This window comes from Peribacillus sp. 05N428, assembly GCF_056397085.1.
The window spans coordinates 276231-300541 of record NZ_JBFTMS010000001.1 but is presented as its reverse complement, the minus strand read 5'-3'; the positions used below and the strand labels follow the sequence as shown (position 1 = coordinate 300541).

The window sequence follows — 24311 nt, the reverse complement described above, 5'->3', positions numbered from 1 at the left end:
GGGAATGATTGATGATGAGTCAACAAGTAGCTGACGTAATTATATCAAGTAATACTGTATTTACTGGTCTTTCCGACCAACCTGAACCCGCCTCCATTGCAATTAAGGACAACAAAATTGTTGCGATTGGTACTGAGGAAGAAATTAAACACTGCGCAGGTGAGCACACGAAAATCTATCAGTTTAAAGACCAATTAATTATGCCGGGATTCCATGATTTCCACCTTCATATCATGCAAGGTGCCGTTGCCCTCAATAGTGTCAATCTGTTCGCCGCTCGCTCAGAAGATGAAGCGCTGGAAATGATTGGCGAATTCGCCGAATCAAAACCGGAAAATCAATGGGTAATCGGATTTACTTGGGATGCAGGTTATTGGGATACACAACAATTACCGACTCGCCATTCATTGGATCATATTCTTCCAGACCGTCCGGCACTCATGTTTCACGCTGAAGGCCATTATGCATGGGTGAATACGAAAGCTTTGGAGATTGCTAATATTACTCGTCATTCGGAAAATCCTTTCTATGGCATTATAGGAAAAGATGAAAATGGCGAACCCAATGGTATTTTATATGAAAAAGCAATGGATGCGGTTATCCGCCATGCCTTTAATTTTTCAAATTCACAAAAAAATGAAATCTTCTCTAATTTCTTGGCACACGCAGCAAGCTTAGGGGTGACTTCTGTCAATGACTTACATGGTTTAAAAACAATAGAATCACTAGATGTTTTCAAAGAATTCGAAGACAACGGTAAATTAACAACGCGTATTCATTTATGGCCTGCATTAAATGGCGATCTTGGGCACTCCAAACAATTGCGAGAGACATATCTATCGGATAAGCTCCGTGTGTCGGGACTTAAACAATTTATCGATGGTGTCATTACCGCCCGTACAGCTTATCTACTCGAGCCTTATGCGGATCAACCAGAAACACGCGGTGAGACGTCTTTCCCTCCTGAAACGATCAAAAAATGGGTCGTTGATGCAGATAAAGAGGGCTTCAGCATTCGTTTTCATGCGATTGGAGATGGAGCAATCCGTCTTGCCTTAGATGCCTATGAGGAAGCGCAAAAGACAAATGGTAAACGAGATTCACGACATTCCGTCGAACACATTGAAGTTATTCATCCAGATGATATTCATCGTTTTAGTGAGCTGGGTGTTACGGTCTCAATGCAGCCAGATCACTTAGCGATGTCTGAAAGAGGTGTTTACACCGAACAAGTTGGTGCTGAACGAGAAAAGTATGTCTTCTCGATTAATACTTTACAAAAAAACGGTGCGAAACTGGCTTTTGGAACGGACTTCCCAATTGATATTTTGAATCCGCTCCTCCAAATTTATCGTGCAGTAACGAGAATCGACAGCAGCGGAAAAACGGTATGGCATCCACATGAGTGCATCACACTTGCCGAAGCATTGAAAGCTTATACCAGTGGCCCAGCCTACGGTACATTTAGAGAGCAGGAATTAGGGACATTGGAAGCAGGTAAACTTGCTGATATTATCGTCTTGGAACGAAATCTCTTTGAAGTGCTTGTGGAAGAAATACCAGATATAAAGGTACTGTTAACAATGGTTGACGGTCAAGTAGTTTATGATTATGCCGGGTCTTTAGTAAGATAAGTAAACGATTCGGAATAAGAGGATCAACTAGCGGATGTACATCTTTGTCATCAAACGTTTACTTAATATGCAACTTATTATTTTTAGAAATTCAATACGAAAATAGACCATTCTATGGAAAATAAAAACTATAGAAAAGTTGGGCATGGAGATCGGTCTGCTTTGCAGAATCAGTATGGCATTGGAATAAAGAATGACTATGATGGCCATTTAAATAGGGGGACTGATATATGAATAATTCAAACTCACCAACTCTTAAACGCTCACTTCCATTAAAATATGTTGTGTTTTTTGGTTTGGCCTTTATGGCCCCAACTACTTTGTTTTCAACATACGGAGTTGCTGTTCATAGCACGAACGGGATGATCACTACTGCTTATATCGTTGCCTTTATCGTTATGCTATTTACAGCCTACAGCTATGCGCAAATGGTCAAAGCCTTTCCAAATGCGGGTGCAGCCTATACGTTTACGCAAAAACCCCTAAGTCCTCACATTGGTTTTCTCGTAGGTTGGACCATTATACTGGATTATATGTTCAGTCCAATGATCAGTGCTCTATTGTTAGGAATTGCAATGAAAGCCTATTTCCCTTTAATTCCTATGTACGTCTGGATTATTCTCTTTATCGTCACGGTTACGATTATAAATATTCTCGGTATTAAGGTAGCGGCTAAGCTTAATATGGGGCTTCTATTCTTGCAATTCGGAACACTTGCGTTGTTCATCATTTTTTCAATAAAGGGGCTTTTAAATGGTCAAGGTGCAGGAACGCTTTTTTCGACCCTCCCGTTTATTGATTCAAATATAAATATGCCGGGCTTCCTATCCATCATCCCTATTTTATGCTTTTCCTTTTTAGGATTTGATGCAGTAACAACTCTTTCTGAAGAAACGAAAAACCCGCGAAAATCCATACCTAGGGCCATTTATCTTGTAACAATCATTGGTGGATTATATTATTTTATCGGTTCGTACTTTTTACAGCTTGTCTGGCCTGACTACCAATCATTTAAAGCCCCGGAAGCTGCCTATATGGAAATTGCAATGTATATCGGGGGTAACTTTTTGATAAGTTATATGCTCGCTGAAGGAATCATGTCAAGTTTTTCATCAGCTATTGCGTCAGGAACAAGTGCTTCACGTATTTTATTTGCAATGGGACGTGAACGTGTACTTCCTGCCAAAATATTTGGATATCTTTCTCCTAAATATCGTACACCTGTCTTCAACATATTAATTATAGGAGGCGTTGCTCTAAGCGCACTTTTCTTAAGCCTTACAACTGCCGTATCTCTTATAAATTTTGGTGCATTATTCGCTTTTACTTTCGTTAATATTTCGGTTATCGCTCACTATTATTTCCGAAAAAAGCAGCGTTCCTTAATGGGGACCATTCGGTACCTTATCATTCCGTTAATTGGTGCTTCTCTTACAGGTTTCTTTTGGATAAAGTTAGACATCTATTCGTTAATACTGGGAGGAACTTGGTTTGCGATCGGATTTGTGTACCTTCTTAACCTTACAAAAATGTTTAGACAGCCGCCTCCTGAGCTTGCCATTGAACAAGCTTAATAATAGAAGCCATTCTATAGAATTGAAAGGAATGATAGATAATGAATCAACAACTAGCTGATGTAATTATTTCAAGTAATGCTGTATTTACAGGACTTTCTGATCAACCGGAGCCCGCCTCGATTGCGATTAAGGACAATAAAATTATTGCGGTTGGTTCTGAAGAGGAGGTTAAACCTTATTCAGGCGAGAATACCAAAATCCATCAATTTAATGACCAATTAATTCTACCGGGTTTTCATGATTTCCATCTTCACATGATGGATGGGGCTGTTTCGATGAATAGTGCCAATTTATTCCCAGCCCGTTCAGAAGAAGAAGCGTTGGAAATGATTCGTGAATTTGCCGAATCGCGCCCGCAAGATCCTTGGTTAATCGGCGCTTCATGGGATGCAGGATATTGGGATACGCAGCAATTACCGAATCGGTCTTCATTGGACCGCATTCTCCCCGACCGTCCGGTGCTTATGTTTCACGCCGAAGGTCATTACGCATGGGTAAATTCAAAGGCACTTGAAATCGCTAATATTACCCGTCATACGGAAAACCCTTCGTATGGAATGATTGGAAAAGACGAAAATGGGGAACCTAATGGTCTTTTATACGAAAAAGCAATGGAAGCGGTTATCCTCCATGCCTATGATTTTACAAAAGAACAAAAGAGAGAACTTTTCACGAATTTCCTCACTCATGCGGCTGGTTTAGGAGTAACATCCGTCCACGACTTATTCGCAATAGAAGCATTGGAAATGCTTAATGATTATGATGTTTTCAAAGAATTTGAAGACAATGGAGATTTAACTGCCCGTATTCATTTATGGCCAGCTTTAAATGGCAATCTTGAACGTGTCAAAAAATTACGAGATACGTATCAATCGGACAAACTTCGTGTGTCAGGACTTAAACAATTTATCGATGGCGTCATTACAGCCCGTACCGCTTATTTACTTGAACCTTATGCTGATCAACCGAATACACGAGGTGAATCATCGTTCCCTCCTGAAACAATCAAAAAATGGGTCGTTGATGCTGATAAAGAAGGCTTCAGCATTCGTTTTCATGCAATTGGCGACGGAGCGATTCGCCTTGCTTTAGATGCCTATGAGGAAGCGCAAAAGACAAACGGTAAACGAGATTCGCGTCATTCTGTTGAACACATTGAAGTGATCCACCCTGATGATATTCATCGTTTCAAAGAGCTAGGCGTGACCGCTTCAATGCAGCCGGATCACTTTGCGATGTCTGAAAGAGGTGTTTATACCGAGCGGATTGGTACAGAACGAGAAAAGTATGTTTTCTCGATTAATACACTGCAAGAAGCCGGAGCGAAATTGGCATTCGGAACGGACTTCCCAATCGATACCCTTGATCCGCTTCTGCAAATCTATCGGGCAGTAACGAGAATCGACAGCAGCGGAAAAACGGTATGGCATCCACATGAGCGCATCACACTTGCCGAAGCATTGAAAGCTTATACAGCCGGATCAGCTTATGGTTCCTTTAGGGAGAAGGAATTGGGAACATTAGAAGTAGGAAAACTTGCTGATATCGTAGTATTAGAACGAAATCTCTTTGAAATACCAGTAGAAGAAATTCCCAATACAAAGGTACAGCTAACGATCGTTGATGGAAAAGTTGTTTTTGATCATACGACATCTTTAATCGAAAAGTACCATTAAAGGAGGATTCTACAACTGTAGAATCCTCTCAGACTGTAGACAAACTCCAAATCGAGTTTGTCCTTTTTTATGACTAGTACAATTTGGACGTTGATTGGAACGTAGGGCACTCGCTTTCCGCGGGCGGTCGGGGAGCCTCCTCGGCTTTCGCCTGTGGGGTCTTCCCCTAGACACGCTTTTCCCGCAGGAGTCTCGTACACCCGCTCCAATCAACTTTGACTTACCTTTTAGATAGAACACTTTTCCCTACAGTCTTTTTTGTTTTAGGCTATTTTCACATACTTTGTTGCTATTTACCAGGTAGTGAGTTGTGGTTGATTTCCCCTCCAAATGCTCGCTTTCCGCGGGGCGGGCGGTGAGCCTCCTCGGCGTAAACGCCTGTGGGGTCTCACCTGTCCCGCTGCTCCCGCAGGAGTCTCGCACTTCCGCTCCAATCAACCTTTAATAGTTTCGTTTTAAAAACATCAATCTTTACGAAAAGAGCCTTGTTTTAAAATAGATCTATTAAAAAATTTGAGGGGATGAGGATGCTTTCGGAACATCATTCTATTCAACGAGATCAACTTGAAATGATTACTTTAGACCAGCTGGTGCCGGCGAACCAGTTGGTTCGTAAAATCTCAATTAAAGAGAGACGTATTGGCGTATAGCGATGAAGCACCGCCAGAGTGAACAAATAGAATGTTATCCTCCGGCTTAAAGGTGCCTTTTTGTATTAAATCGATGAGTCCCGCTGCCGCTTTCCCCGTATATACCGGATCCAGCAATATCCCTTCCGTTCTTGCCATTAGCTTGACTGCTTCCACCATTTCAGGTGTAGGCAAAGCATAACCCGGGCCGACATACTCATCAAAACACGTAACAGCCTCACGAGGAATTGAATTCGGAATGCCGATATGTGTTAAAGTTTCCTTAACAAGCTGAAAAACTTTCTCTTCTTGTTCAGCTTTCCCTCTGCTTACGTTTATTCCAATTACCGATACTCCACTGTGATTTCCATGAAATCCTGCCACCAAACCAGCATGCATTCCTCCACTGCCGCTTACACAAATAACTGCTTTCAAATCAATTCCTTGCTCAAAGGACTGGGCCAAGATCTCCTGAGCACATGCAACGTATCCCGTCGCACCAATGACATTGGATCCCCCAACAGGGATGATGTAAGGTTGATTTCCTTTCTCTGTCACCTCTTTAGCCACTTTTTGCATTTCTTGCATTAAGTCAGCTCCATTAGGCACTACTTTGATTTGTTCAGCGCCTAATAAATGGTAGAGAAAATAGTTACCGTTAAAATCCGGTTCAGAATTTGAAAGGCCCTCTTCCAACACAAGGATGCATTTCATTTTCTCTTTAACCGCAGCAGCTAGTGTCAAGCGGCAATGATTGGATTGAATGCCTCCACATGTAATCAATGTATCCGCGCCTTTGTCCAAAGCATCGGCAACAAGGAATTCCAGTTTCCTTGTTTTATTTCCGCCTGCCGTCAGACCAAGCATATCGTCTCGTTTAACGTAAATGGATGGGCCCCCGAGAACTTCAGAAAAATGATCTAGTCTCTCAACTGGTGTATATGTCGGTGTATATCGCTTCCTGGGGAATTGTGCTAAGTTCATTAATAACTCCTCCTGCTTCCTCTATGTATATTAATGAAAGAAAATATCAATCTGATATTCTCTTTCATTTAAAATAAGCTTCGATTTCAATCATAGCATCTTTATGTAATCGAGCAACATGAATCTCCCTTCTAGCATGGTTATCTGTAAAAAAGAATTTTCATATCCATCATTCGTCAGGGCAAAATGATATCAAAACCTACTATTAGTGCTTCCGCTTATTCTATGACCACCTTTTTTCCGCAAAAGTATCAGGCAGTTTCCCAGTTACAGCATGGGTGGGGGCTTCCCTGATTTATCCCCTGCCAATATGGACAGATAGCCTTTTGAGCGTCTTTAGTAATAGTAGTTTCATCCATCCCATTGAATTTTATAAATAATAAAAAGTATGAAGCGTTGAAATGACTTCACTCGTTTTTTAAGATAAATAAATATACTTTTATATTTTTCAAGAAACACCATGGAAACCAGTCACTATCAATATAGTACAGAACAAATAGAACATTATTATTCTAAGCCCTTAAGGGAAGCTATATTTTTTGTTATTATAAATGCGATCATTGAAGGGATATTTTTACCCGGAGTCCGTTTAACGGAAGATGATATCGCCCAGCAATTCAATTGTAGCCGTACACCGGTTTGTGAAGCTTTGGGGAAATTGGAACAGGAAAATTTGCTTCAGGTGAAAACTGTGCATAGGGATGGTCATATCCAATGTGGATATTGAACTTTTGCAGGAGGAATTGGAAATCAGTAAAATGCTCGAAAACCATTCTATACAAAAAGACTGTGAAGGAATTACGGAAGAGGAGAAAAAGACTGGAATGGGCAACGGGTAAACTGCAACAAGCAATAAATAAAAATGACCGAATAGCGGAAATTCGTGCAAACATTGAATTTCACCGCTTATTTTATTCCTACTCGAGAAATACCTTTCTCCAAACGACTACAGATTCATCATGGCTTTCTTTTCAATTTCCTTTTTATCGGCCCGTAACGAGGATGTTACATTGGTTGATAATTCTTGATATGAGAAACGAAACAACGAGCACTTACAGTTAATCCAGGCAATTCGTGACAAAGATGTAGAAAAATCAATAAAGGTCAATACGATCCATATTGATGTTAAATTTTTCACTTTTATTCGAACCGTACAAGGCCATGGTTGAAGTCCCCTTCCCGACCATTGCCTTGTATGCTTTTTACGGTTGCGCTTCTAGGTAGTTAATCAGCTGATTAGGTGGGAAAACGGTTAGGTTTTTCGATTGAATGACCCTTGGGGTTCTTATTTCTAATTATGTAAGTTCCAATTGCCCAGACAATTCATCCAAACACCTTTTGATGATCATTGTTACTTGTTTACTCATCAAAACGTTCCAGCAATTCAATAATCACTTTAAAGGTCGCTTTTGTATCCATATAGGCATACCGGCCTTTTCCGTTAAAAAAGTTTCCAGACTGTATGACCGGATAGCCCATTTCTTCCAGCATCTTCATTTTAGCCTCCATGTCTTTAACGACAAAAGAGATGTGGTGAACACCCTCACCATATGTTTCAAGATGATCTTTCCACGTACTGGGTGATTCGCCAGGCTCGATCAATTCAATTTGAATGAACGGAGTATTGATGAACATATATTTTGATTTGCCTTCAGTGGGCTTCCCTTTGTAAATCACGTTTGTAATATCGGATGAACTAGAATGGATGATGGGAGGTTTTTCAACACCCAACAACTTACAATATGCATCTGAAGCCGCATCAAGGTCTTTGACAACAAACGCAAGCTGTTCCACTTTGTTAGTCCCTAGTAGCGGCTGAATGCTGTCATCTTCCGGTCTTTCCCATGCCGTTTCTCTTGGCTCCGCACTTTCAAGCAATTCAACTAACGTTTTGTGATCATCTAGTGTATCCACATATACATATCGGCCGTCACTTGAAGTGAATTCACCCGTTTGCAAAGCTGGGTAACCATTTTTCTCCATGATTGGCAGCCTCTTATGGATAGAGTCTACATCAAAAGCTATATGGTGGATCCCTTCACCTACTTCATCCAGGAACTCACGCATCGTTCCTGGATTTTTATCGGGTTCTATGAGTTCAAATTGGACGGTCGGCGTATTCAGGAAAGCCAGTTTGGATTGCGATTCCGTTGGTACACCTCTAAAAGTGACTTTCGAAACAGAACTGTCACCAGTTAGAAATGGTTCTGCCTTCTTAATGCCCAGCAGTCTTGTGAAAGCTAGATTAGCAGCTTCAATATCTTTTACAACAAATGCGAGTTGATTAATATTCCTATTGCCCAATAGTGATTCAGCCATACTAATAAACCTACTTCCCATAGTTTATTTTATTATGAACTCAACCCAGTCCGCGAACGGACAATCCTCCATCACTGGAGATGACTTCACCGGTAATTGCACGCGCTGCGTCTGATGCCAATAGGACATATGCAGCTACATGATCTTCGGGCAGCTGTGCAAGCTGAAGAGGGTTTCTTTTTTTTATGCTATTTGCCTTCGTTTCATTATCCACGATTTTAACGAATGGACGAAGGGGAGGAATGACCGATAATGCGGTCAGAGTGCCACCAGGCGCTACAGCATTCACCCTGATGTTAGGAGCGAGTTCAAAGGCAAGTTGGCGCATCAGCCCTATTTGGGCATGCTTGCTTGCTGTGTACCACACCCCGCCGCCATCCGGATAAAAACTGGCACCGGACACGGTGAAAATAATATTGCCATTCGATTTTTGCAGTTCTTCAAGAGCGGCTTTAGCACCGAAGAAGGATCCTTTAACGTTAATATCGATCAGAAAATCATATGCATCGGAAAGTGCATCGGGAGTTACGTCGGCAAATTTAGCAAATCCATCAAAGACTCCTGCATTGGCAACGAAAACATCCAGCTTTCCAAATTGCTCGACAGTGGCCTGGACAGCCCTCTCATTGTCTTCATATTTGCTTACATCGCCTTGGTTAATGAGAATCTCTTCACCAAATTCCGCTTTCATTTTCTTTAGCGTTTCTATCGAGCGGCCGATGATGCTGACTTTTGCCCCTTCTTGTATGAAACGTCTAGTGACAGCCTCCCCGATACCTGAATTGCCACCGGTAATCAACACTACTTTATCCTTTAACGCCATTGCCATTGTAACCAGCCTCCTCTTTTTAACCAAGTCAACATTATACGAAGATAGCAAGATTTCTGGTATTTATCGTTGATTGATCAACAATGAATATTCGTTTGGAAAGTTTCCATTTACCTTCTTCGAAAATAAATTCATCATTTCGTTCCCCCGAAATCAGATCATGTTGAATATCCGTGCTGCGGCTACGATAGATGAGCAGGTAGCTCTTGACGACTGCCTTTTCACCTTCAACATAGTCTTTAACGCGTACATTTGAGACAAAACGCCGTGTTCTTGATGGCGGTATTTCCGCCCATGCATAATCCGTTTTCAAACGATCCACTCGCAGTTTCAGCAGCTCAATATCATCATTAAATGTAAACATTTCCGTTGAATAATCCGGGCGTTCCACCCCTTCTTTATTAACACGTACAGGCATTTGATAGCGTAAGCTCGAGTGCATTAAATCGAACCAATCATCAAATTCAATATCATCCAGTAATTGAGCTTCATCATACAGCCATTGTTCAAATTGACATTTGAGCAACATTTTCTCCACATTCATTTCCGTTCCCCCTCCCGTTTATCATTTCGTCATCAATTCAAGCCAGTACTTGTAAAAATTCCTTTGGCTCGCTTCAGTGAATTTATCATCGTAAGCAACACCAGGACCTATAAAATCAACTGGTTCACGATGAAGACCCATTGTATAATTGTAGGTTAGATTCTTTAGGAAAGGCATTGGTCCTTGGGCTGCTTCAGTGATATCAGTAAAAACTTCCGTATCATCCTGTTCGAAAATACCGGATGGGCTAAAGGTCAAGATAAATGAATCTCTTGATCTATCTTTCCAATCTTGGGAGGCGTTCTTTTCCACGAGCATCCAAGCAATCACTTCCATTTTATTGTGACCGATTGGCCGCCACATCCTTATGGAAGTGTTGGAGATGAATTGGTCTTTGATTTTTGTATGGGATATTAAAAATGATAAGTTAGGGAAGACATTCCCAATCATATTCTTTAAGTTTGATAACACTCCATATTGTTCTTCAGACAAATTAGTTTTAAATTCATCTTTCAATTCTTCCGGGAAAGCGAAGTCAGGATTAGGAGTCCCTAAGTTTAGTCCATGCCCGTTATCCGTATGGATTTGAAAACCGCGCTTTGAATAGGTAGCATTGGGCACCATGCCCAGTTTGGCAATGGATCCGTGTGTGACCATCGTGTGATAGGAATCACCAACAAAGTTATCGGAACCAACTTTCCAGTTTGAATTAACAACGAATCTTTGCGGAACTCCGATTACTTCCATTTCTGCACGTCCTACAAGGATATCCAAATACCATTTAATGTCTCCAAGAAACTCTTCAAGCGGCTCTGCATCTTCATTCCAAGTTCCAAATAAAAGACCTTTATAGGATTCAAGCTTTACTTTGTGAAGGCCCATTTCCGAGCGGTCAAGGTTCCCCCCATATATATCCTTTTGTAATGGCACTCCTACGAGTTCACCAGTGTTTTTAAAATTAAAACCATGGTAGGGGCAAGTAAATAATGACTTGTTCCCTTTATCTGCACGGCATAGTTTCATTCCGCGATGGGTGCACATATTATAAAACGCCCTGATTTCCCCTTCAGCATCACGAGTAATGATGAGCGAGTAGCCAGCAAGTTCACGGGTCATGAAGTCTCCTTTGTTCGGTACTTCAGAATCATGGCCGATAAAAACCCATGTTTTCAAAAACACTTTTTCATGTTCTATATCATAAACCTTTGGGTCTCCAAGGAGGTATGCAGGTATAACGCCTTCCTCTGGTTTAACCGTTTCGTTCAAATAGTCAACAACTTGCTGTTTCGACATTTCTTCTAAGGATTTTTCAGTTTTAAGCATACTTTTTCTCTCCCTTCCAAGCTTTACATCATTATGCATTACCCGATCTGAACGCTTTTTTCCTTGTTTTGCAGAGTCGCCAAAACGCTTAATGCCGCTAGATAACTCGTTTTCGGGTTATTTGGCATCGGATCATTTTCCACTTCCAGTTTCAGTTTCCCGAACGAACCTGACGCTTCTATCAGGTGATTGTTTTTTAACACATTTGGATCGGCAATGATTTTCACTTTCGTCTTTTCTGATCCAAGACCAGCCATAGACAGCACAATCGCAACATTAATGTTTCTCGGAAACTGCTTGATCGCTTCTGCAGCAGTTCCTTCAAATAATACCGTTTCTTCTGTCACTGAAGACCCTGCCGGCAATGCGTTTGGCGGTTTTCTTGTGGTGATGCAAACAGATTCAAGGCCATTCACCGCTTTTGCCGATTTAAGTACATCTAGACCTCCAATCGCACCAGACGGAAGGAGAATATTCACGTTATTCAATTTACAAATCTGGTTTGATTGTTCTTCAAAGGCGGAATTCGCCATCACGCCAATGCTGCTTAGCAAGAGATCCTTCCCGCTTTTAAGCACTTTCAATGCATACTCTTCAGCTGCTTCTATCGTTGCAGCCTCTATGACTAAATCAACATCGGATTTAAGAAGTTCGTCGACATCACGATATGGCTGTGTCCTGAATTCTTCAGCTAATTGTGCCGCAACTTCTTCACGGCGGGCATAAATCGCAACGATTCTTCCACCTGGAAGAAGTCCGTCGTTATTAATGGCCTGAAGCAAAAATTTTCCGATATTACCGCACCCGATTAAACCTAACTTCATGTAGTTTCATCCTTCCTCAATCAGCAAACCCGTATGAGTCCGCAAAGAATTCCAACCCGCAATGTCTTGTTTCCCGCGAAACACCGCTTTCTTTTAAGCCAGGGAAGTCCAGGGCCAAGTCGCTGAAAACGGTATGATTATTATGGAATACCGCACCAGCTTGAAGGCGATCTGCCATTTCGACAGCGATATCTTCATTCTCGGTCCAAACAGATGCACGCAGCGCAAACTCACTATCATTCGCTAATTTTACAGCTTCATCGATATCATTGAAAGGTAAAATTGGAATGATCGGTCCGAATTGTTCCACTCGAACCAATTCGCTCTGCTGATCGACGCCAGTAATAATGGAAGGAAGCATATAATAACCTTTATCCCAAGTTTCCGGATTCAGCTGGATGCCGGTTGTGATTATATTTCCTCCTGACTTAGCGGTACGTTCGATCAAGCCATTCACAAAGTCATATTGTGTTTTATTATTCAATGGACCCATGGTTACATCAGGCTGAATTCCATCACCGATCACCATCCGGCTGAACTCTTTGGTCAGCTTCTCCACAACTTCATCATATCGTGATTCTTGGACGTACACTCTTTTTACAGCAGAACAAACCTGACCCGCTGCTCGTAAAATCCCCATCCTCAAACGTTTGATAGCCGCTTCATCCATATTGGCATCTTCCAAAATGATGGCAGGATCATTGCCGCCAAGTTCCATATATACTTTTTGCAGATTTCCAGCTGATTTCTGCATGATATCTTTCCCGGTTTCCGTACTTCCGACAAACGCCAATGTCCGTACGCGTGAATCGGAACATAGTGTGTCACCGATTGCTTTTCCTGATCCTGAGACTATATTGATGACTCCTGGAGGAAAATGTTCAGCAACTACTTTTAAACAGGTCATGATCGTTAAAGGACAATTCGTTGCAGGTTTTACGACAACGGCATTGCCTGCCAAAACAGCAGGTATGACCCTTTTAAATGTTAATATCATCGGAGAATTCCACGGTGTGATTATTGCCGTGACACCTCTTGCCCTTCTTCGGATTTGGACTTTTTGTTTTCCTGGAAGCACTTCAGGCTTCCACCAATCAAGTAACTCTGCTGCACAGCCCTTCATTACTTCAACACAGCGCAGTAAATCCTTTTTAGCTTCAACAAGTGTTTTGCCATTCTCACGTACAAACACGGTAACATTTTCCTCGATAACTTTTGATAGTTCTTCTGCCGCAGTGTTCATCCTGTTTGCCCGTTCCCCGATATCAGAGCGAGACCACGTTTGAAAAGCATTTTCTGCCGCTTCAATAGCGCCATTCACGATTTCTTCAGAGCATTTTGCCACCTGGCCAACTACTTCCGATGTATTTGCCGGATTTACAACATCGACTTTTTCCGGTAATTCTATCCATTCTCCATTAACTAGATATTTTCCTGAAACAAATGGGTATGTCGAAATCATTCTCAATCCTCCTTATAGTTTTTTGGGCTTGAATGCTTCCGCAGCTCCCGGTGGTCCGCCAAATGGTTTGGCCATTGGCCCCACAGCTTCCATATCAACGACGATCATTGAAGGTTTACGTCTTTCCTTAGCCTTTTTCAGTTCGGATATGAACTCATCTCCAGAACCAATACGCACTGCATCAAAATGCATGGACTCAGCCAGTTTCACAAAATCAGGGCTCAATAAGTCCACAGCTACCTGCCGACCATATGCGGCTGTTTGAATATTGCGAAGAACTCCATAGCCTGAGTCATCAAACAATACGATGATAACTGGTAAGTTTTCTTCGGCTGCCGTAACCATTTCCCCGACGTTCACCATAAACCCACCATCTCCAGCCATAAGAACGACGGTTTTATCTTGACATCCCATTTGGGCACCGATTGCTGTTGGAAGACCTTGACCAATTCCGCCGCCTGATGCATGAATCGATGTTCTCGGTTCATAGATTTCAAATAAACGGCTGCCCCAAACATTTGCCTGTACGGTCACATCACGAACTAGAATGGTATCCTCTGGTAATATCTCCCTCATGCCATCTACAAATTGCTCATACGGTCCAAGCGTTTCCCTGAGTTGAGCGCGCACTTCATTTCTAAGTGAAAGAACTTCTTGTAAATAAGATGGCTCTGCATGAACTGAATGTTCTTCAAGCTTTTGAATGATGGCAGCAAGCATATCTTTTGCATCGCCAACCAAACCTAACGTGGCTTTATAGTTCCGGTTAATGGCCTGCCAATCCGCATCGATCGCTATATGTTCTTGTGGCACCGGCACTTTCCAGTTGGATGTTTCATTCCCCCTAAACCTTACACCTACGCTAATCAATAAATCTGCATTTCTTAAAAACTCTTTTGTAGTTTCATATGCCGCAAAATGTCCGATGCATTGTTCATGGTTTTCTGGAATCGAACCTTTTCCTGACTGACTGGTTATTACCGCTGCACCAAGGATTTCCGCCAATTTTTGCAGCTCTTGCGAAGCATTGGCACTGATGACTCCACCACCGGCCCATATGACAGGACGGCTTGCGCTTACCATTTTTTGAACGGCTAGTTCAGGAATAATTTGCATTGAATTTGTTTCAGTGGGTGAAGTTCGCAGCCCTTCGAGTGAAAGATCCTCTATGATCACCGATTGATAGTCAATTGGAATTTCCAATGTAACCGGACCCGTTGGTGCAGTTAAAGCTTCCTGGATTGCCTTCCTTACTACTGCTGCGGTTTGGTCAGGGTTTCTAAGCCTCACTGCATTTTTACAAGCTCCGCTCATCATTGAAAGCTGGTCTTTACACTCATGTATGTATCCTTTGCCTGTGCCAAGATAAGAAGAAGCCACCTCACCTGTTAGATGAAGAAGGGGGACACCAGCTGCCCAAGCTTCCACTAGTGAACCAGCTGCATTTCCTGCCCCTGTTCCAGTACTGGTAATCACTACACCCAATTTCCCGGTGGCGCGTGCATATCCATCAGCCATATTTACGGCACCGCTCTCACCGCGTGAACAAATGAGTTTGATGCTCCCTTCCCTAAGAATTGCATCATAGATGGGCATATTGTGAATGCTGACAATCCCGAAAGCAGCTTCCACACCTGCTTGAACAAGCTCCTTTACGATGGAATCGGCGGTCGTAAACTCTATTTCTTCTTGTATTTTCATCGCGTTATCCTACCTTTTTCAGTAATATATTTATATTGCCTTTCCGATCGCTCCTGCCGTCTCAATCGTCGAACCCGCTACATAACTTGCTTTGTCTGAAGCAAGGAAAACAATGACACTGGCCACTTCTTCCGCTTCCCCTACGCGGCCGAGAGGGATATTCCGTTTTTTCGCTAGGTCCCCGTAATACTCTTCAGGGTCCATATCAGGCGCATTTTTCAACCTTCTTCGCTCCCATTGATCGGTCCGGATCAATCCAAGACTCACTGAATTCACCAATATATTGTCAAAGGCCAATTCCTGGGACAAGGTTTTGCTTAAATTAAGGAGGCCAGCCCTTGCTGCTGCAGTCGCTACCATATGACGTTCAGGTTCTTTGGCAAGCGTTGCATTAATATTAATGATGCGCCCTCCCCCCCTTTTCACTAAATGAGGATGCGAAGCACGAACGGCATATATGATGGCAAAGAACTTTAACTGAATCTGTTCTTCCCACTGCTCATCCGTTATGTCAAAAAAGTGACCCATCACGCTTTGACCGGCTGCATTCACCAAAATATCGATTCCGCCAAACCTCTCAGCGGTACCATTAATGAAAGAATCCACATCCGATTTTGAGGTGACATCACATGTTGATGCAAAAATATCTTCCTCTTCACCAAATGAGAGCAATTGACTTTGTGCACTTTCCATACGCTCAGCACTTCTGCCGCAAATAGCCACTTTCGCTCCTTCAGCTAAAAACATTTCTGCTGTTTTTAATCCCACGCCCGACGTGCCGCCCATAATGACAGCCACTTTTCCTTGCAATCCTAAATCCACTCTCTTCACTCCTTTTCAAAGCCATTTTCCTCAAATGCTGTCCTTTAATCAACAAGAAGCTAACTAGCGCAAGAATCATGGGAGGAAATCAAACTCCTCCTCATTTTTTCGCCATGACAGAACCACCTATATGAGAATCAACCCAGCCTGGATCGGGATCTCCTCCCATTGCTTTGCGCGCTTCAGGTTTCGGCGGCCCTGCAATCCCCCACTGATCCATTAAATGCGGAACCCGTTTCCATACACGTGCTCTCCACTCAGATTCATCTTCGATCGTTTCCAGATAACATGTATACTCCATTACAAAACCGCCTGGGTCTTGAAAATAACAGAAAATATTGTCTCCCGGCCCATGACGTCCAGGTCCCCAAAGTTCAGACAAGCCCGCTTTTCGGACATTGCTTATTCCTCGCATCAATTCATCCACGGAATCGACTTCGTATGCGATATGATTGACTGACGCATGTTCATCTTGATTGAAGGCGATGGAGTGATGCTTTCTGTTGCACCGTAGGAATGACATTTGATGCTCACTCCAATCAGTGACTTTAAAACCAAGTACATCCGTATAAAACTCAACGATCATATCTAAGTTCTTCGTGTTCATTACAACATGATTCAATTTCACTGGATCAACATTTTTCTTGCTCCAAATGGACGTTTGCACTTCCACCCAAGCCGAAAGCTCGATTACGCGGTTTTCCGGATCAATAAACCGCAGGCCATAACCGGCACCTGCTTCATCCAAATATCCTGGCGGTTCAATGATTCGAACGCCCTTCGATTGTAATATCCCTGCTGCACGGTCCACCGCATTTTTATCGACCATGCCAAAAGCTATATGGTGCAATCCTCGTTTTTCTCCCCTGTGAAGACTAAGAATATGATGTTCCGGTCCAGCCCCCCGGAAATAAACCGTATTCTCCTCTTCCGGAACATCCACTCTATCCAGACCCCAAACCTTTTCATAAAACGCTGCTTGATCGTCGAAATTCGGAGTTATCATGCTTATATGCCGTAAATGAGTAATCCCAAGCATTTTTTATACCTCCCATAATTTAGATTGCCCTTTTGATCATTCGCATTGGCCATATTTAACAATCTAATCGAAAAGGGCGCCTCATTAATTTTCATAATGCAGGTGCCCTTTCGGCTAAATGATCAATCTTTAATGATGGCTTCTCTTTCTTTAGAGCGTTGTTTACGCAGTTCTTCCAGTTCACTGCCTTCAGGATATGTCGGTAAGTTAGGCTTCACTGCCCCAAGCATCACTAGCATGCGCGCCTCTACATCCCCGTCATTCCTAATTCCCCGATAAACCCCCGGCGGGCTGCTTATGCAGTCTCTCGCACTTAATTTGATTTCATGCACTTCACTGTAGCTGTCCTCTTGAATTAATGCCGTGACTTCACCCTCAAGAATGAAAAACACTTCTTCAACATCGTCATGAAGGTGCAAAGGACCGATACATCCCGGAGGAAGCACCATCGTACTTAAAGTGAAATGTTCACCTGCAATTACATTCGTATCGTTATTGGCAGTGGCACCACGTCCGATATATCTCATCTGTGCGCGTCTATAAGCGGGATCAATTTCTTCTTGGAACTTCAAGACATTCCAATCAAGAGTACGGTCTTTCAATCGGGCAACATATTTTTTTTCAAAATCCTTCACTGAAAAAGTTTCTTTTGTCATTTTAAAATTCCTCCCTTATTTGTTGTTTCTAAACCGAATTATGTTTCATAAGCAAAACATTGTTTTGTCTATGAATTAAGTCTAAAATGAAACCGCTTCATTGTCAATTAGTTTTTAGAATATTTAAAACTATTTCTATAATCCGAACGTTCACCACTATGAGATAAACTTGTAACGATTTGCTTTTCTTAACACAAAAAAGTGTGGATTTCCCTAATGGGAGATCCACACTTTCGAAAGAGGTTATTCACTTATTAATCGATTTTAAATCGTTCAGACATCTTCGTGTTGATAAGGCTTAACCCCGCTGTATCCCATATAAACGGATAACTGACGAGAAACTTCCAACAGTTTCGGCAAGGCAATTTTATCGATGAAATCCTCTTGATAAGCAGACTCTGTTGCTACGACATTCAAGGCAGCCAATACTTTCCCAGTCCTATCAAAGATCGGGGCGGCAACCGAACGGATGCCAGGGTGGAATTCCCCGCTTGTCATCGAATAACCATTTTGCCGAATCGAATCCAGCTGTTTTTGAAATTCACCAGGCGCGGTGAGTGTTTTGTCTGTATAAGGAGTAAGGTTCGATATTTTGAACATTTGCATGAGCAATTCTTTCGGTTGATATGCCAAAAGTAATTTTCCATTGGCCAAAGCATGCGCCGGCAGCCGCAAGCCTATGTTCACATTGACAGCGGATACACCTCTGATCGGGGCACTTCCAACATAAACAACTTCCTGTCCATCCAAAATGGAAAGATGGCAGGAGGCTCCGATTTCATCACGCAAGGTCTCCATATAAGGTTGGACAATTTCTTGGAATTTCAAGCTATTCAAATAGCTGAACCCCAATTCAAGAACTTTAGGAGTTAAACTATAACGTTTGGTATGTTCATCCTGAGACAAGTAACCAATATTTTGTAATGTGAATAATAAACGATATGGTACGGTTCTGCTTACTCCCAGTTGTTTTGCTATTTCTGAAAGAGACAAGCTCGGCTGTACTTCATTAAAGAGCTTAATGATTTCCAAGCCCCTAACCAATGAATTAGCACTATATTTCTCTTTCTCTTTTTCTTCGCTTGCCATTCAAGTATTCCCCCCGTTGTGAATAAATCTCATTTTCCCTGACTATAACCCGTTCAGTAAAGCTTTCTTCATACCTAGAAAGAAGAAAATGCAACATATATATACATTTTTTTATGATCGTTCTTTTGGTGAATGTTTATGATGCATACTTCAATGGTTGCCTATTTTCTTTTGCTTCCTTAACTAGACAGGTACTTTGGCGCCAGTAGCGCGCACCGGCCTTTACTTTGCAAGTTCTTCCAATCATATTTCGATGGATTGTAATCAATTCAGAAGTTTCCGTTTACTTTCTTTCATGCTAACAACAGCTGGTGTCTATGAGTCATATCAGATATACTCAACGCTTTCACCGCTTCCGGAAAACGGCTAGTAAAAGCCAGGAACCTTTAACCGAGCTGGTGTCTTCGAGCGCTATTCATTATCCCTATTCCTGTTAAAGAATCAGTACCGCAAAATGGCAACCATTACTACCTCACAACCCTTTACTCTTCATGTATAAATAGAATAGTGTTTAGTGTCAATTAAAGCATATTTACATATATAAAACTATTTGGAAGGCCTAGCATAATTGACGTTTCAATAGAAAAGCTCGTTGTTATATGACCAAATATAACCAATTATAGCAGTAAAAACAAATAAAGAATTTTCATACATTGATATTCTCTGTCAAATCGCGAAATTTTCCATATTAAGCATTTCATATACAAAACAATATAAATGAATTATAGATTTTCCTGATTTTAAATTCAATATCAACGAGTCAGAATTTTTAATAATTTGTAAATAATTTGTTTTTTGGACACAAAGAATCAGTATTACTTCCATTTTAAGTCCTGGTTGATAGAGCTCCATCTACCCAATAGGATGAAACAAAGTTCGTTTTATAACCGAAAGTACTTATATTCTAAAAATAGAAAATTGTCAAAATATTAAATTGACAATCAAATTATTTTAATTTATCGTTAAGAAAGTAAAACTTTGTTTTCCTTACAAAACACTTCTGTTTCTTTTTTTCTATCAAAATTTTAAAGAAAGGCGGGAAAAATCAAAACAAACTAGTACCTTTCTAAAGGGATAACCGAAAAAACACTTATTCTCAAATGTAAGCGTTTTAAGGAATGTTAAAAAGCAATAGGGAGATGGTATTATGTTAAATGGGCAAAAAAGATGGTTGTATATTGCCGTACCAATTTTTTTCTTTTGGTTTTTTGGACAAATTGATAAGGTTGGCATTTCCATCATTCAAACAGATCCAGAATTCTTGCATGCACTCGGTATGACAGGTGCTGACAAAAATGCAAAGATCGGTCTTCTATCTTTTGTATTCACCATTGCTTATGGAGTTTCAAATCTTTTTTGGGGCTTCATCATTGATAAATTAGGTGCCCGAAAAACAGCCATCGCCGGTTTATTCGTTTGGACAATCACGATGATTATGTCAGGACTGGCAAATTCATATGAAATATTTTTAATTAGCAGGATCATTCTTGGTTTTGGTGAAGGGATGATGATTCCGGTTTCCGGAAAGCTCATTTCTAACTGGTTTAATAAACGCGAACTGGGGAGGGCCCAGGCATCTTGGCTTACCGGAAACTATTTAGGACCGGCAATGGGAGCCGTTGTTTTGGTGCTTGTGATATCTTTACTTCACTGGCAAGCAGCTTTCTTTATGCTTGCAGCTTTCAACTTATTTATAAATATCCCGATGTTCATCTTAATGACGAGGAATACACCAGAAGAGCACCCCCGTATAAGTAAGGAGGAATTGGCATTCATTCGCCAAACGGATGATGAAATAAAAGAAACCGCCCATTCCGAGAATAAGAAAAGTTTCGCCCAAGATTATCGTTTCTGGATCGTTTGGTTCGGCATGCTCGTATGCTCCTTCTTATTTTTCGGAATCAGCATTTGGCTTCCTACATATCTCATTGAAGCAAAAGGATTCGAAAAGGAAGGAATGTCAAGCATTACTTCACTTTCCTGGCTATTCGCTTTAGGATTTGTCTTGGCATGCGGTTTTCTGGCTGACAAAACCAGACGTCCAAGTTTGATGGCCACGATTCTATTTTCATTGACGGCTGTCTTTTTGACTGTAGCTGTCTTCATCCCCAATCCTATTTTGGCCGGACTATGTATGGGACTGGCAATGGGATGTCAAGGCGGTGTGTTCCACCTAAGCAATATGCTCATGGTAAAATATTCAACACCTGAAACGGCAGGACGAGCCGCAGGTCTAATTGGATTCACGAATATCATGGGCGGCTTTTCGAGCTATATCATGGGATGGCTTCGTGACTTGTCTGGCGGGGACTTCAGTTCATCGATCGCCATGCTGATTTTTACAGCCCTCTTAGGTTTGGCAGCTTATTTATTCTCCATTAAGAGAGAATCCGCAGAACTGCGCTTATCACCTATACATGTACAAAAGATACAAGCATGAAGTCCTTTTAAAATCAGTTTTATACCTCCAACCCTTGATTTATCAGGGGTTTTTCTTGTGCCGACTTAAAAGTGAGTCGAAATAATATCGCTCATTTTTTGCATTACCCGATAAAATTTCCCACCGGTTACTCCGAATCACTCCTTTATTTGTATAAATATGTCGATAGTTAAAATATTCAAAAAATGATATTTTTTTGAATGCCTATGTTATATTATTTATGGAAAAAAATACTTGTCAAGTAAGGTGAGTGTGTGAATATAGAAGTTTTAATTCTCCATTATATTCAGGAAAAACGTCAAAAGCCTAACCATGCCAATGATTTATTGGATTATATTCAGAATGAATATGTAAACGGGAAGCTGTCAATCTTGCAATATAGAAGTCTCTGTCAGGACTTATATCTTCGAGGAGCCAAACAAACATCTCCTGGATGAAGCTACACCCTTGTCACTAGACTAACTACTCCCCATTGTGGATGACTTTTGTTTCTGTTTTTCCGCAACGACCTACTTTAAAAATACAGCCGGTCATTTTCTCATCCCCAGTATGTTCATAAATATATAAAAGCCTCCGTGATCTGTCACCCCAAGACAGTTCACGGAGGTAAATGTTACTTAATCAGACATTGCAGAAATTCATTTTAATTAAATGAATATATCGAAAATTAAAACCAAACCGAATGCAACGAAGGAAAGTAATGTTTCCATCACTGTCCAAGTTTTGAAAGTTTCTTTAACGGTTAGTCCCATGTATTCTTTTACTAACCAGAAACCGGCGTCATTAACATGGGAGAACATGAGTGAGCCTGCTCCCGTGGCAATTACGAGCAATTCTAGATTAACACCCGTCATATTGGCAACGACCGGTGAAACGATCCCTGCTGCCGTGGTCAAAGCGACGGTTGCAGAACCTGTGGCAATCCGAATCAATCCGGCCACAAGGAATGCAAGAACGATCGGTGATAAAGAAATTTCTTCAGACATGGAAGCGATTGCAGTCCCTACGCCACTATCAATTAAAATTTGCTTGAACCCTCCCCCAGCACCGATAATTAGAATTATGGATGCTAATGGCAATAAGCATTCTTCCGTCAACTTTTTAATTAGTGATTTGTCCATTCCCTGTCTGTAGCCCAAGAAATAGTAAGCTGCAAAACAGGAGATTAATAGGGCGATCACTGGACTTCCGATAAACAATAAGAATTTTTCAATCGAACCCGGTAGCGGCAGATAAGGCGCCACTACAGTTAAAACCATCAACAATACTGGCAAAAGGATGATGAAGAACGATACTCCAGTGCCGGGTAATCCACTTGACTTTGTTTCGACACGGATCAATTCCGGTTCTCCAACAGGAATAACCCGTTTATGAATCCATTTTGCGAATAGCGGTCCCGCAATTACAGCCGTCGGGAATGCGATGATCAATGAGTACAGAAGTACCTGCCCCATGTTAGCATTATAAATTCCAATAGCTGTCATGGCTCCAGGATGCGGAGGCACCAGCCCATGTACGATCGATAAACCAGCAAGTACTGGAATGCCAATTAACAAGATGTTCACTTTGGTTGATTTCCGAATGGAAATGACCAAAGGAAGCAATATTACTAAACCAACCTCGAAAAATACCGGAATGCCGATGATGAAACCAGATAAAAGCATGGCCCATGGCAGGTTTTTCACACCGAATTTATTAATGAAAAAGTCAGCAACCTGCATTCCAGCTCCAGAGTCGGACATCATCTTTCCTAGGATGGTCCCTAAGGCCAATATTCCAATAAGGTGCCCAAGGACCGCTCCGACACCCGTTTCATAAGCACCAACGATCTTGTCCATTGGCAGTCCGGAAAAAATCGCTAAAAATAAACTGGCAACAGTCAGGCTGATGAACGCATGCCATTTCCACAATGATACCCCCAAAATGACGATTACGATTGCTATCAGCGTGATTCCTAATAAATATAGATCCATATATTCTCCCCATTCCCAAGAAATCGCTTACATTCAAACCAATACAATAAATGGGATTATTGTACCGGCTCGTTATATGTCACAATGTAGTTCTGTTTAGCCGTGTTGTAATAACCTTCACTGTATTCCGTAACATTTCCGTCCCCATCACTGGAAATCCTAATCCTCTTTAGTACTGGACTATTGTTTTCGATTTTCAGTGTTTCGCAAATGTGATCCGGAGCGATAGCAACGGCAAACTCATCTCTGAATGTTTCAAGTTTGACGTTTTGCTCTTCCAAAAAGCGGTACAAAGAATTGATTTGGACCTCTTTAATCTCTTCTTGGTTTAAATCAAGTGAAATATAATGTGTAAAGTAAATATAAGGTTCATTGTCCAATAAATATATCCGTTCGATACTTATGCAACGGGCACCAAATAAAGAATGCAGCTTAGAGTCTGAAGAAAGGTCAATCTGACTTATGTTTAACACCTTTTTTAAAATGGAGTGCCCTTCCTCCACCAACAGCTCTGTGAAACGCTTCCCTTTGGAAAGTTTGACAATCGAACCATTAGCTATGACTCTAGTGCCTTTGCCGCTTTTCTTTTCAACATACCCCTCTTGCACGAGTTCTTTGATTGCATTACGGACAGTAACCTTACTTACGTTAAATTCTTCTTCTAAAAGAGGCTCGGAGGGAATGTTTGTGTCAATGGCATAAACCCCATGTAAAATACGATCCTTTAATATTTCTTTTATCTGTAAATACATCGGTCCATTTTTTCTGTTCACATTCATTCCTAATCTCC

Annotated in this window: 22 protein-coding genes; 8 read left to right on the top strand and 14 right to left on the bottom strand. The window is 41.4% G+C overall.

Annotated features, from left to right (window positions below):
- Positions 1 to 14: 14 nt before the first annotated feature.
- The 3 genes from AC1DIV_RS01355 to AC1DIV_RS01345 all read left to right on the top strand — a co-directional run bounded on the left by AC1DIV_RS01355 (position 15) and on the right by AC1DIV_RS01345 (position 4887).
- Positions 15 to 1634 (top strand): amidohydrolase, encoded by a 1620-nt coding sequence (locus tag AC1DIV_RS01355; RefSeq protein ID WP_340878514.1) that lies wholly within the window; start codon positions 15 to 17, stop codon positions 1632 to 1634.
- Positions 1635 to 1864: 230 nt separating this feature from the next.
- On the top strand, positions 1865 to 3208 hold the full coding sequence (locus AC1DIV_RS01350) for an APC family permease (protein ID WP_477575651.1): 1344 nt from the start codon (positions 1865 to 1867) through the stop codon (positions 3206 to 3208).
- A gap of 41 nt (positions 3209 to 3249) precedes the next feature.
- Positions 3250 to 4887 carry an amidohydrolase gene (locus AC1DIV_RS01345; RefSeq protein ID WP_340876279.1) on the top strand — a complete coding sequence of 546 codons (1638 nt, stop codon included), beginning with the start codon at positions 3250 to 3252 and terminating at the stop codon, positions 4885 to 4887.
- A 620-nt stretch (positions 4888 to 5507) separates the two neighbouring features.
- Here AC1DIV_RS01345 and cuyA read toward each other — a convergent pair.
- Entirely contained in the window at positions 5508 to 6500 is a 993-nt protein-coding gene (gene cuyA / locus AC1DIV_RS01340) for a D-cysteate sulfo-lyase (protein ID WP_262868819.1), read from the bottom strand.
- Positions 6501 to 6960: 460 nt separating this feature from the next.
- On the opposite strand from cuyA, the gene AC1DIV_RS01335 reads away from it, so the two are divergent.
- Genes AC1DIV_RS01335 through AC1DIV_RS01325 form a run of 3 tightly spaced genes read left to right on the top strand, consistent with a single transcriptional unit; the run spans position 6961 to position 7562 of the window.
- Positions 6961 to 7227: a GntR family transcriptional regulator gene (locus AC1DIV_RS01335; RefSeq protein WP_262868818.1), complete on the top strand. Its 267-nt coding sequence runs from the start codon at positions 6961 to 6963 to the stop codon at positions 7225 to 7227.
- Positions 7217 to 7339 carry a hypothetical protein gene (locus AC1DIV_RS01330; RefSeq protein ID WP_262868817.1) on the top strand — a complete coding sequence of 41 codons (123 nt, stop codon included), beginning with the start codon at positions 7217 to 7219 and terminating at the stop codon, positions 7337 to 7339. Before AC1DIV_RS01335 ends, AC1DIV_RS01330 begins: the two co-directional genes overlap by 11 nt.
- Positions 7290 to 7562 (top strand): FCD domain-containing protein, encoded by a 273-nt coding sequence (locus tag AC1DIV_RS01325; RefSeq protein WP_445670160.1) that lies wholly within the window; start codon positions 7290 to 7292, stop codon positions 7560 to 7562. The genes AC1DIV_RS01330 and AC1DIV_RS01325 overlap by 50 nt, the downstream gene beginning before the upstream one ends.
- Positions 7563 to 7859: 297 nt before the next feature.
- Here AC1DIV_RS01325 and AC1DIV_RS01320 read toward each other — a convergent pair whose 3' ends face one another.
- From AC1DIV_RS01320 to AC1DIV_RS01270, 11 genes are all read right to left on the bottom strand, one after another.
- Complete coding sequence (locus AC1DIV_RS01320) at positions 7860 to 8819, bottom strand: VOC family protein (RefSeq protein ID WP_340876277.1); 960 nt, start codon at positions 8817 to 8819, stop codon at positions 7860 to 7862.
- A 40-nt stretch (positions 8820 to 8859) separates the two neighbouring features.
- Positions 8860 to 9648 carry an SDR family NAD(P)-dependent oxidoreductase gene (locus tag AC1DIV_RS01315; protein ID WP_222619771.1) on the bottom strand — a complete coding sequence of 263 codons (789 nt, stop codon included), beginning with the start codon at positions 9646 to 9648 and terminating at the stop codon, positions 8860 to 8862.
- A gap of 34 nt (positions 9649 to 9682) precedes the next feature.
- Entirely contained in the window at positions 9683 to 10192 is a 510-nt protein-coding gene (locus AC1DIV_RS01310) for an aromatic-ring-hydroxylating dioxygenase subunit beta (protein ID WP_048678819.1), read from the bottom strand.
- A gap of 21 nt (positions 10193 to 10213) precedes the next feature.
- Complete coding sequence (locus AC1DIV_RS01305; protein ID WP_034312297.1) at positions 10214 to 11515, bottom strand: aromatic ring-hydroxylating oxygenase subunit alpha; 1302 nt, start codon at positions 11513 to 11515, stop codon at positions 10214 to 10216.
- 38 nt (positions 11516 to 11553) lie between these two features.
- Positions 11554 to 12339 carry an aspartate dehydrogenase gene (gene nadX / locus AC1DIV_RS01300; protein ID WP_034312299.1) on the bottom strand — a complete coding sequence of 262 codons (786 nt, stop codon included), beginning with the start codon at positions 12337 to 12339 and terminating at the stop codon, positions 11554 to 11556.
- A gap of 16 nt (positions 12340 to 12355) precedes the next feature.
- Positions 12356 to 13801, bottom strand: coding sequence for an aldehyde dehydrogenase family protein (locus tag AC1DIV_RS01295; RefSeq protein ID WP_340876275.1), 1446 nt, complete (start codon positions 13799 to 13801; stop codon positions 12356 to 12358).
- A gap of 12 nt (positions 13802 to 13813) precedes the next feature.
- A complete protein-coding gene (locus AC1DIV_RS01290; protein ID WP_340876274.1) occupies positions 13814 to 15502 on the bottom strand; it encodes a thiamine pyrophosphate-binding protein in 1689 nt (562 codons plus the stop codon).
- 30 nt (positions 15503 to 15532) lie between these two features.
- Positions 15533 to 16324, bottom strand: a complete 792-nt coding sequence (locus AC1DIV_RS01285) for an SDR family oxidoreductase (protein WP_323597984.1) — start codon at positions 16322 to 16324, stop codon at positions 15533 to 15535.
- Between the two features lie 100 nt (positions 16325 to 16424).
- A complete protein-coding gene (locus AC1DIV_RS01280) occupies positions 16425 to 17363 on the bottom strand; it encodes a VOC family protein (protein WP_323597985.1) in 939 nt (312 codons plus the stop codon).
- A gap of 122 nt (positions 17364 to 17485) precedes the next feature.
- Entirely contained in the window at positions 17486 to 18019 is a 534-nt protein-coding gene (locus AC1DIV_RS01275; RefSeq protein WP_034312308.1) for a cupin domain-containing protein, read from the bottom strand.
- Positions 18020 to 18292: 273 nt separating this feature from the next.
- The gene (locus tag AC1DIV_RS01270; RefSeq protein WP_048678846.1) at positions 18293 to 19108 is read right to left on the bottom strand and encodes an IclR family transcriptional regulator; all 816 of its coding nucleotides are present in this window, start codon (positions 19106 to 19108) and stop codon (positions 18293 to 18295) included.
- Between the two features lie 1147 nt (positions 19109 to 20255).
- Between AC1DIV_RS01270 and AC1DIV_RS01265 the strand changes: the two genes are divergently transcribed.
- Both AC1DIV_RS01265 and yppF read left to right on the top strand, forming a co-directional pair.
- Positions 20256 to 21548 carry an MFS transporter gene (locus AC1DIV_RS01265; RefSeq protein ID WP_048678849.1) on the top strand — a complete coding sequence of 431 codons (1293 nt, stop codon included), beginning with the start codon at positions 20256 to 20258 and terminating at the stop codon, positions 21546 to 21548.
- A 254-nt stretch (positions 21549 to 21802) separates the two neighbouring features.
- Positions 21803 to 21985 carry a YppF family protein gene (gene yppF / locus AC1DIV_RS01260; RefSeq protein ID WP_055348417.1) on the top strand — a complete coding sequence of 61 codons (183 nt, stop codon included), beginning with the start codon at positions 21803 to 21805 and terminating at the stop codon, positions 21983 to 21985.
- Positions 21986 to 22195: 210 nt separating this feature from the next.
- On the opposite strand, the gene AC1DIV_RS01255 is transcribed toward yppF, so the two are convergent.
- Together AC1DIV_RS01255 and AC1DIV_RS01250 are read right to left on the bottom strand one after the other, a co-directional pair.
- On the bottom strand, positions 22196 to 23521 hold the full coding sequence (locus AC1DIV_RS01255) for a GntT/GntP/DsdX family permease (protein ID WP_054396071.1): 1326 nt from the start codon (positions 23519 to 23521) through the stop codon (positions 22196 to 22198).
- A 56-nt stretch (positions 23522 to 23577) separates the two neighbouring features.
- Positions 23578 to 24300, bottom strand: coding sequence for a GntR family transcriptional regulator (locus AC1DIV_RS01250; protein ID WP_048678855.1), 723 nt, complete (start codon positions 24298 to 24300; stop codon positions 23578 to 23580).
- Positions 24301 to 24311: the final 11 nt, after the last annotated feature.

Coding starts and splice junctions, on each gene's coding strand:
- AC1DIV_RS01290 (WP_340876274.1), bottom strand. CDS start 15,502: ATGAAAATACAAGAAGAAATAGAGTTTACGACCGCCGATTCCATCGTA.
- AC1DIV_RS01265 (WP_048678849.1), top strand. CDS start 20,256: ATGTTAAATGGGCAAAAAAGATGGTTGTATATTGCCGTACCAATTTTT.
- AC1DIV_RS01275 (WP_034312308.1), bottom strand. CDS start 18,019: ATGACAAAAGAAACTTTTTCAGTGAAGGATTTTGAAAAAAAATATGTT.
- AC1DIV_RS01295 (WP_340876275.1), bottom strand. CDS start 13,801: ATGATTTCGACATACCCATTTGTTTCAGGAAAATATCTAGTTAATGGA.
- AC1DIV_RS01335 (WP_262868818.1), top strand. CDS start 6,961: ATGGAAACCAGTCACTATCAATATAGTACAGAACAAATAGAACATTAT.
- AC1DIV_RS01355 (WP_340878514.1), top strand. CDS start 15: ATGAGTCAACAAGTAGCTGACGTAATTATATCAAGTAATACTGTATTT.
- AC1DIV_RS01270 (WP_048678846.1), bottom strand. CDS start 19,108: ATGGCAAGCGAAGAAAAAGAGAAAGAGAAATATAGTGCTAATTCATTG.
- AC1DIV_RS01280 (WP_323597985.1), bottom strand. CDS start 17,363: ATGCTTGGGATTACTCATTTACGGCATATAAGCATGATAACTCCGAAT.
- AC1DIV_RS01310 (WP_048678819.1), bottom strand. CDS start 10,192: ATGAATGTGGAGAAAATGTTGCTCAAATGTCAATTTGAACAATGGCTG.
- AC1DIV_RS01315 (WP_222619771.1), bottom strand. CDS start 9,648: ATGGCAATGGCGTTAAAGGATAAAGTAGTGTTGATTACCGGTGGCAAT.
- AC1DIV_RS01255 (WP_054396071.1), bottom strand. CDS start 23,521: ATGGATCTATATTTATTAGGAATCACGCTGATAGCAATCGTAATCGTC.
- AC1DIV_RS01305 (WP_034312297.1), bottom strand. CDS start 11,515: ATGCTTAAAACTGAAAAATCCTTAGAAGAAATGTCGAAACAGCAAGTT.
- AC1DIV_RS01350 (WP_477575651.1), top strand. CDS start 1,865: ATGAATAATTCAAACTCACCAACTCTTAAACGCTCACTTCCATTAAAA.
- nadX (WP_034312299.1), bottom strand. CDS start 12,339: ATGAAGTTAGGTTTAATCGGGTGCGGTAATATCGGAAAATTTTTGCTT.
- cuyA (WP_262868819.1), bottom strand. CDS start 6,500: ATGAACTTAGCACAATTCCCCAGGAAGCGATATACACCGACATATACA.
- AC1DIV_RS01320 (WP_340876277.1), bottom strand. CDS start 8,819: ATGGCTGAATCACTATTGGGCAATAGGAATATTAATCAACTCGCATTT.
- AC1DIV_RS01345 (WP_340876279.1), top strand. CDS start 3,250: ATGAATCAACAACTAGCTGATGTAATTATTTCAAGTAATGCTGTATTT.
- AC1DIV_RS01250 (WP_048678855.1), bottom strand. CDS start 24,300: ATGAATGTGAACAGAAAAAATGGACCGATGTATTTACAGATAAAAGAA.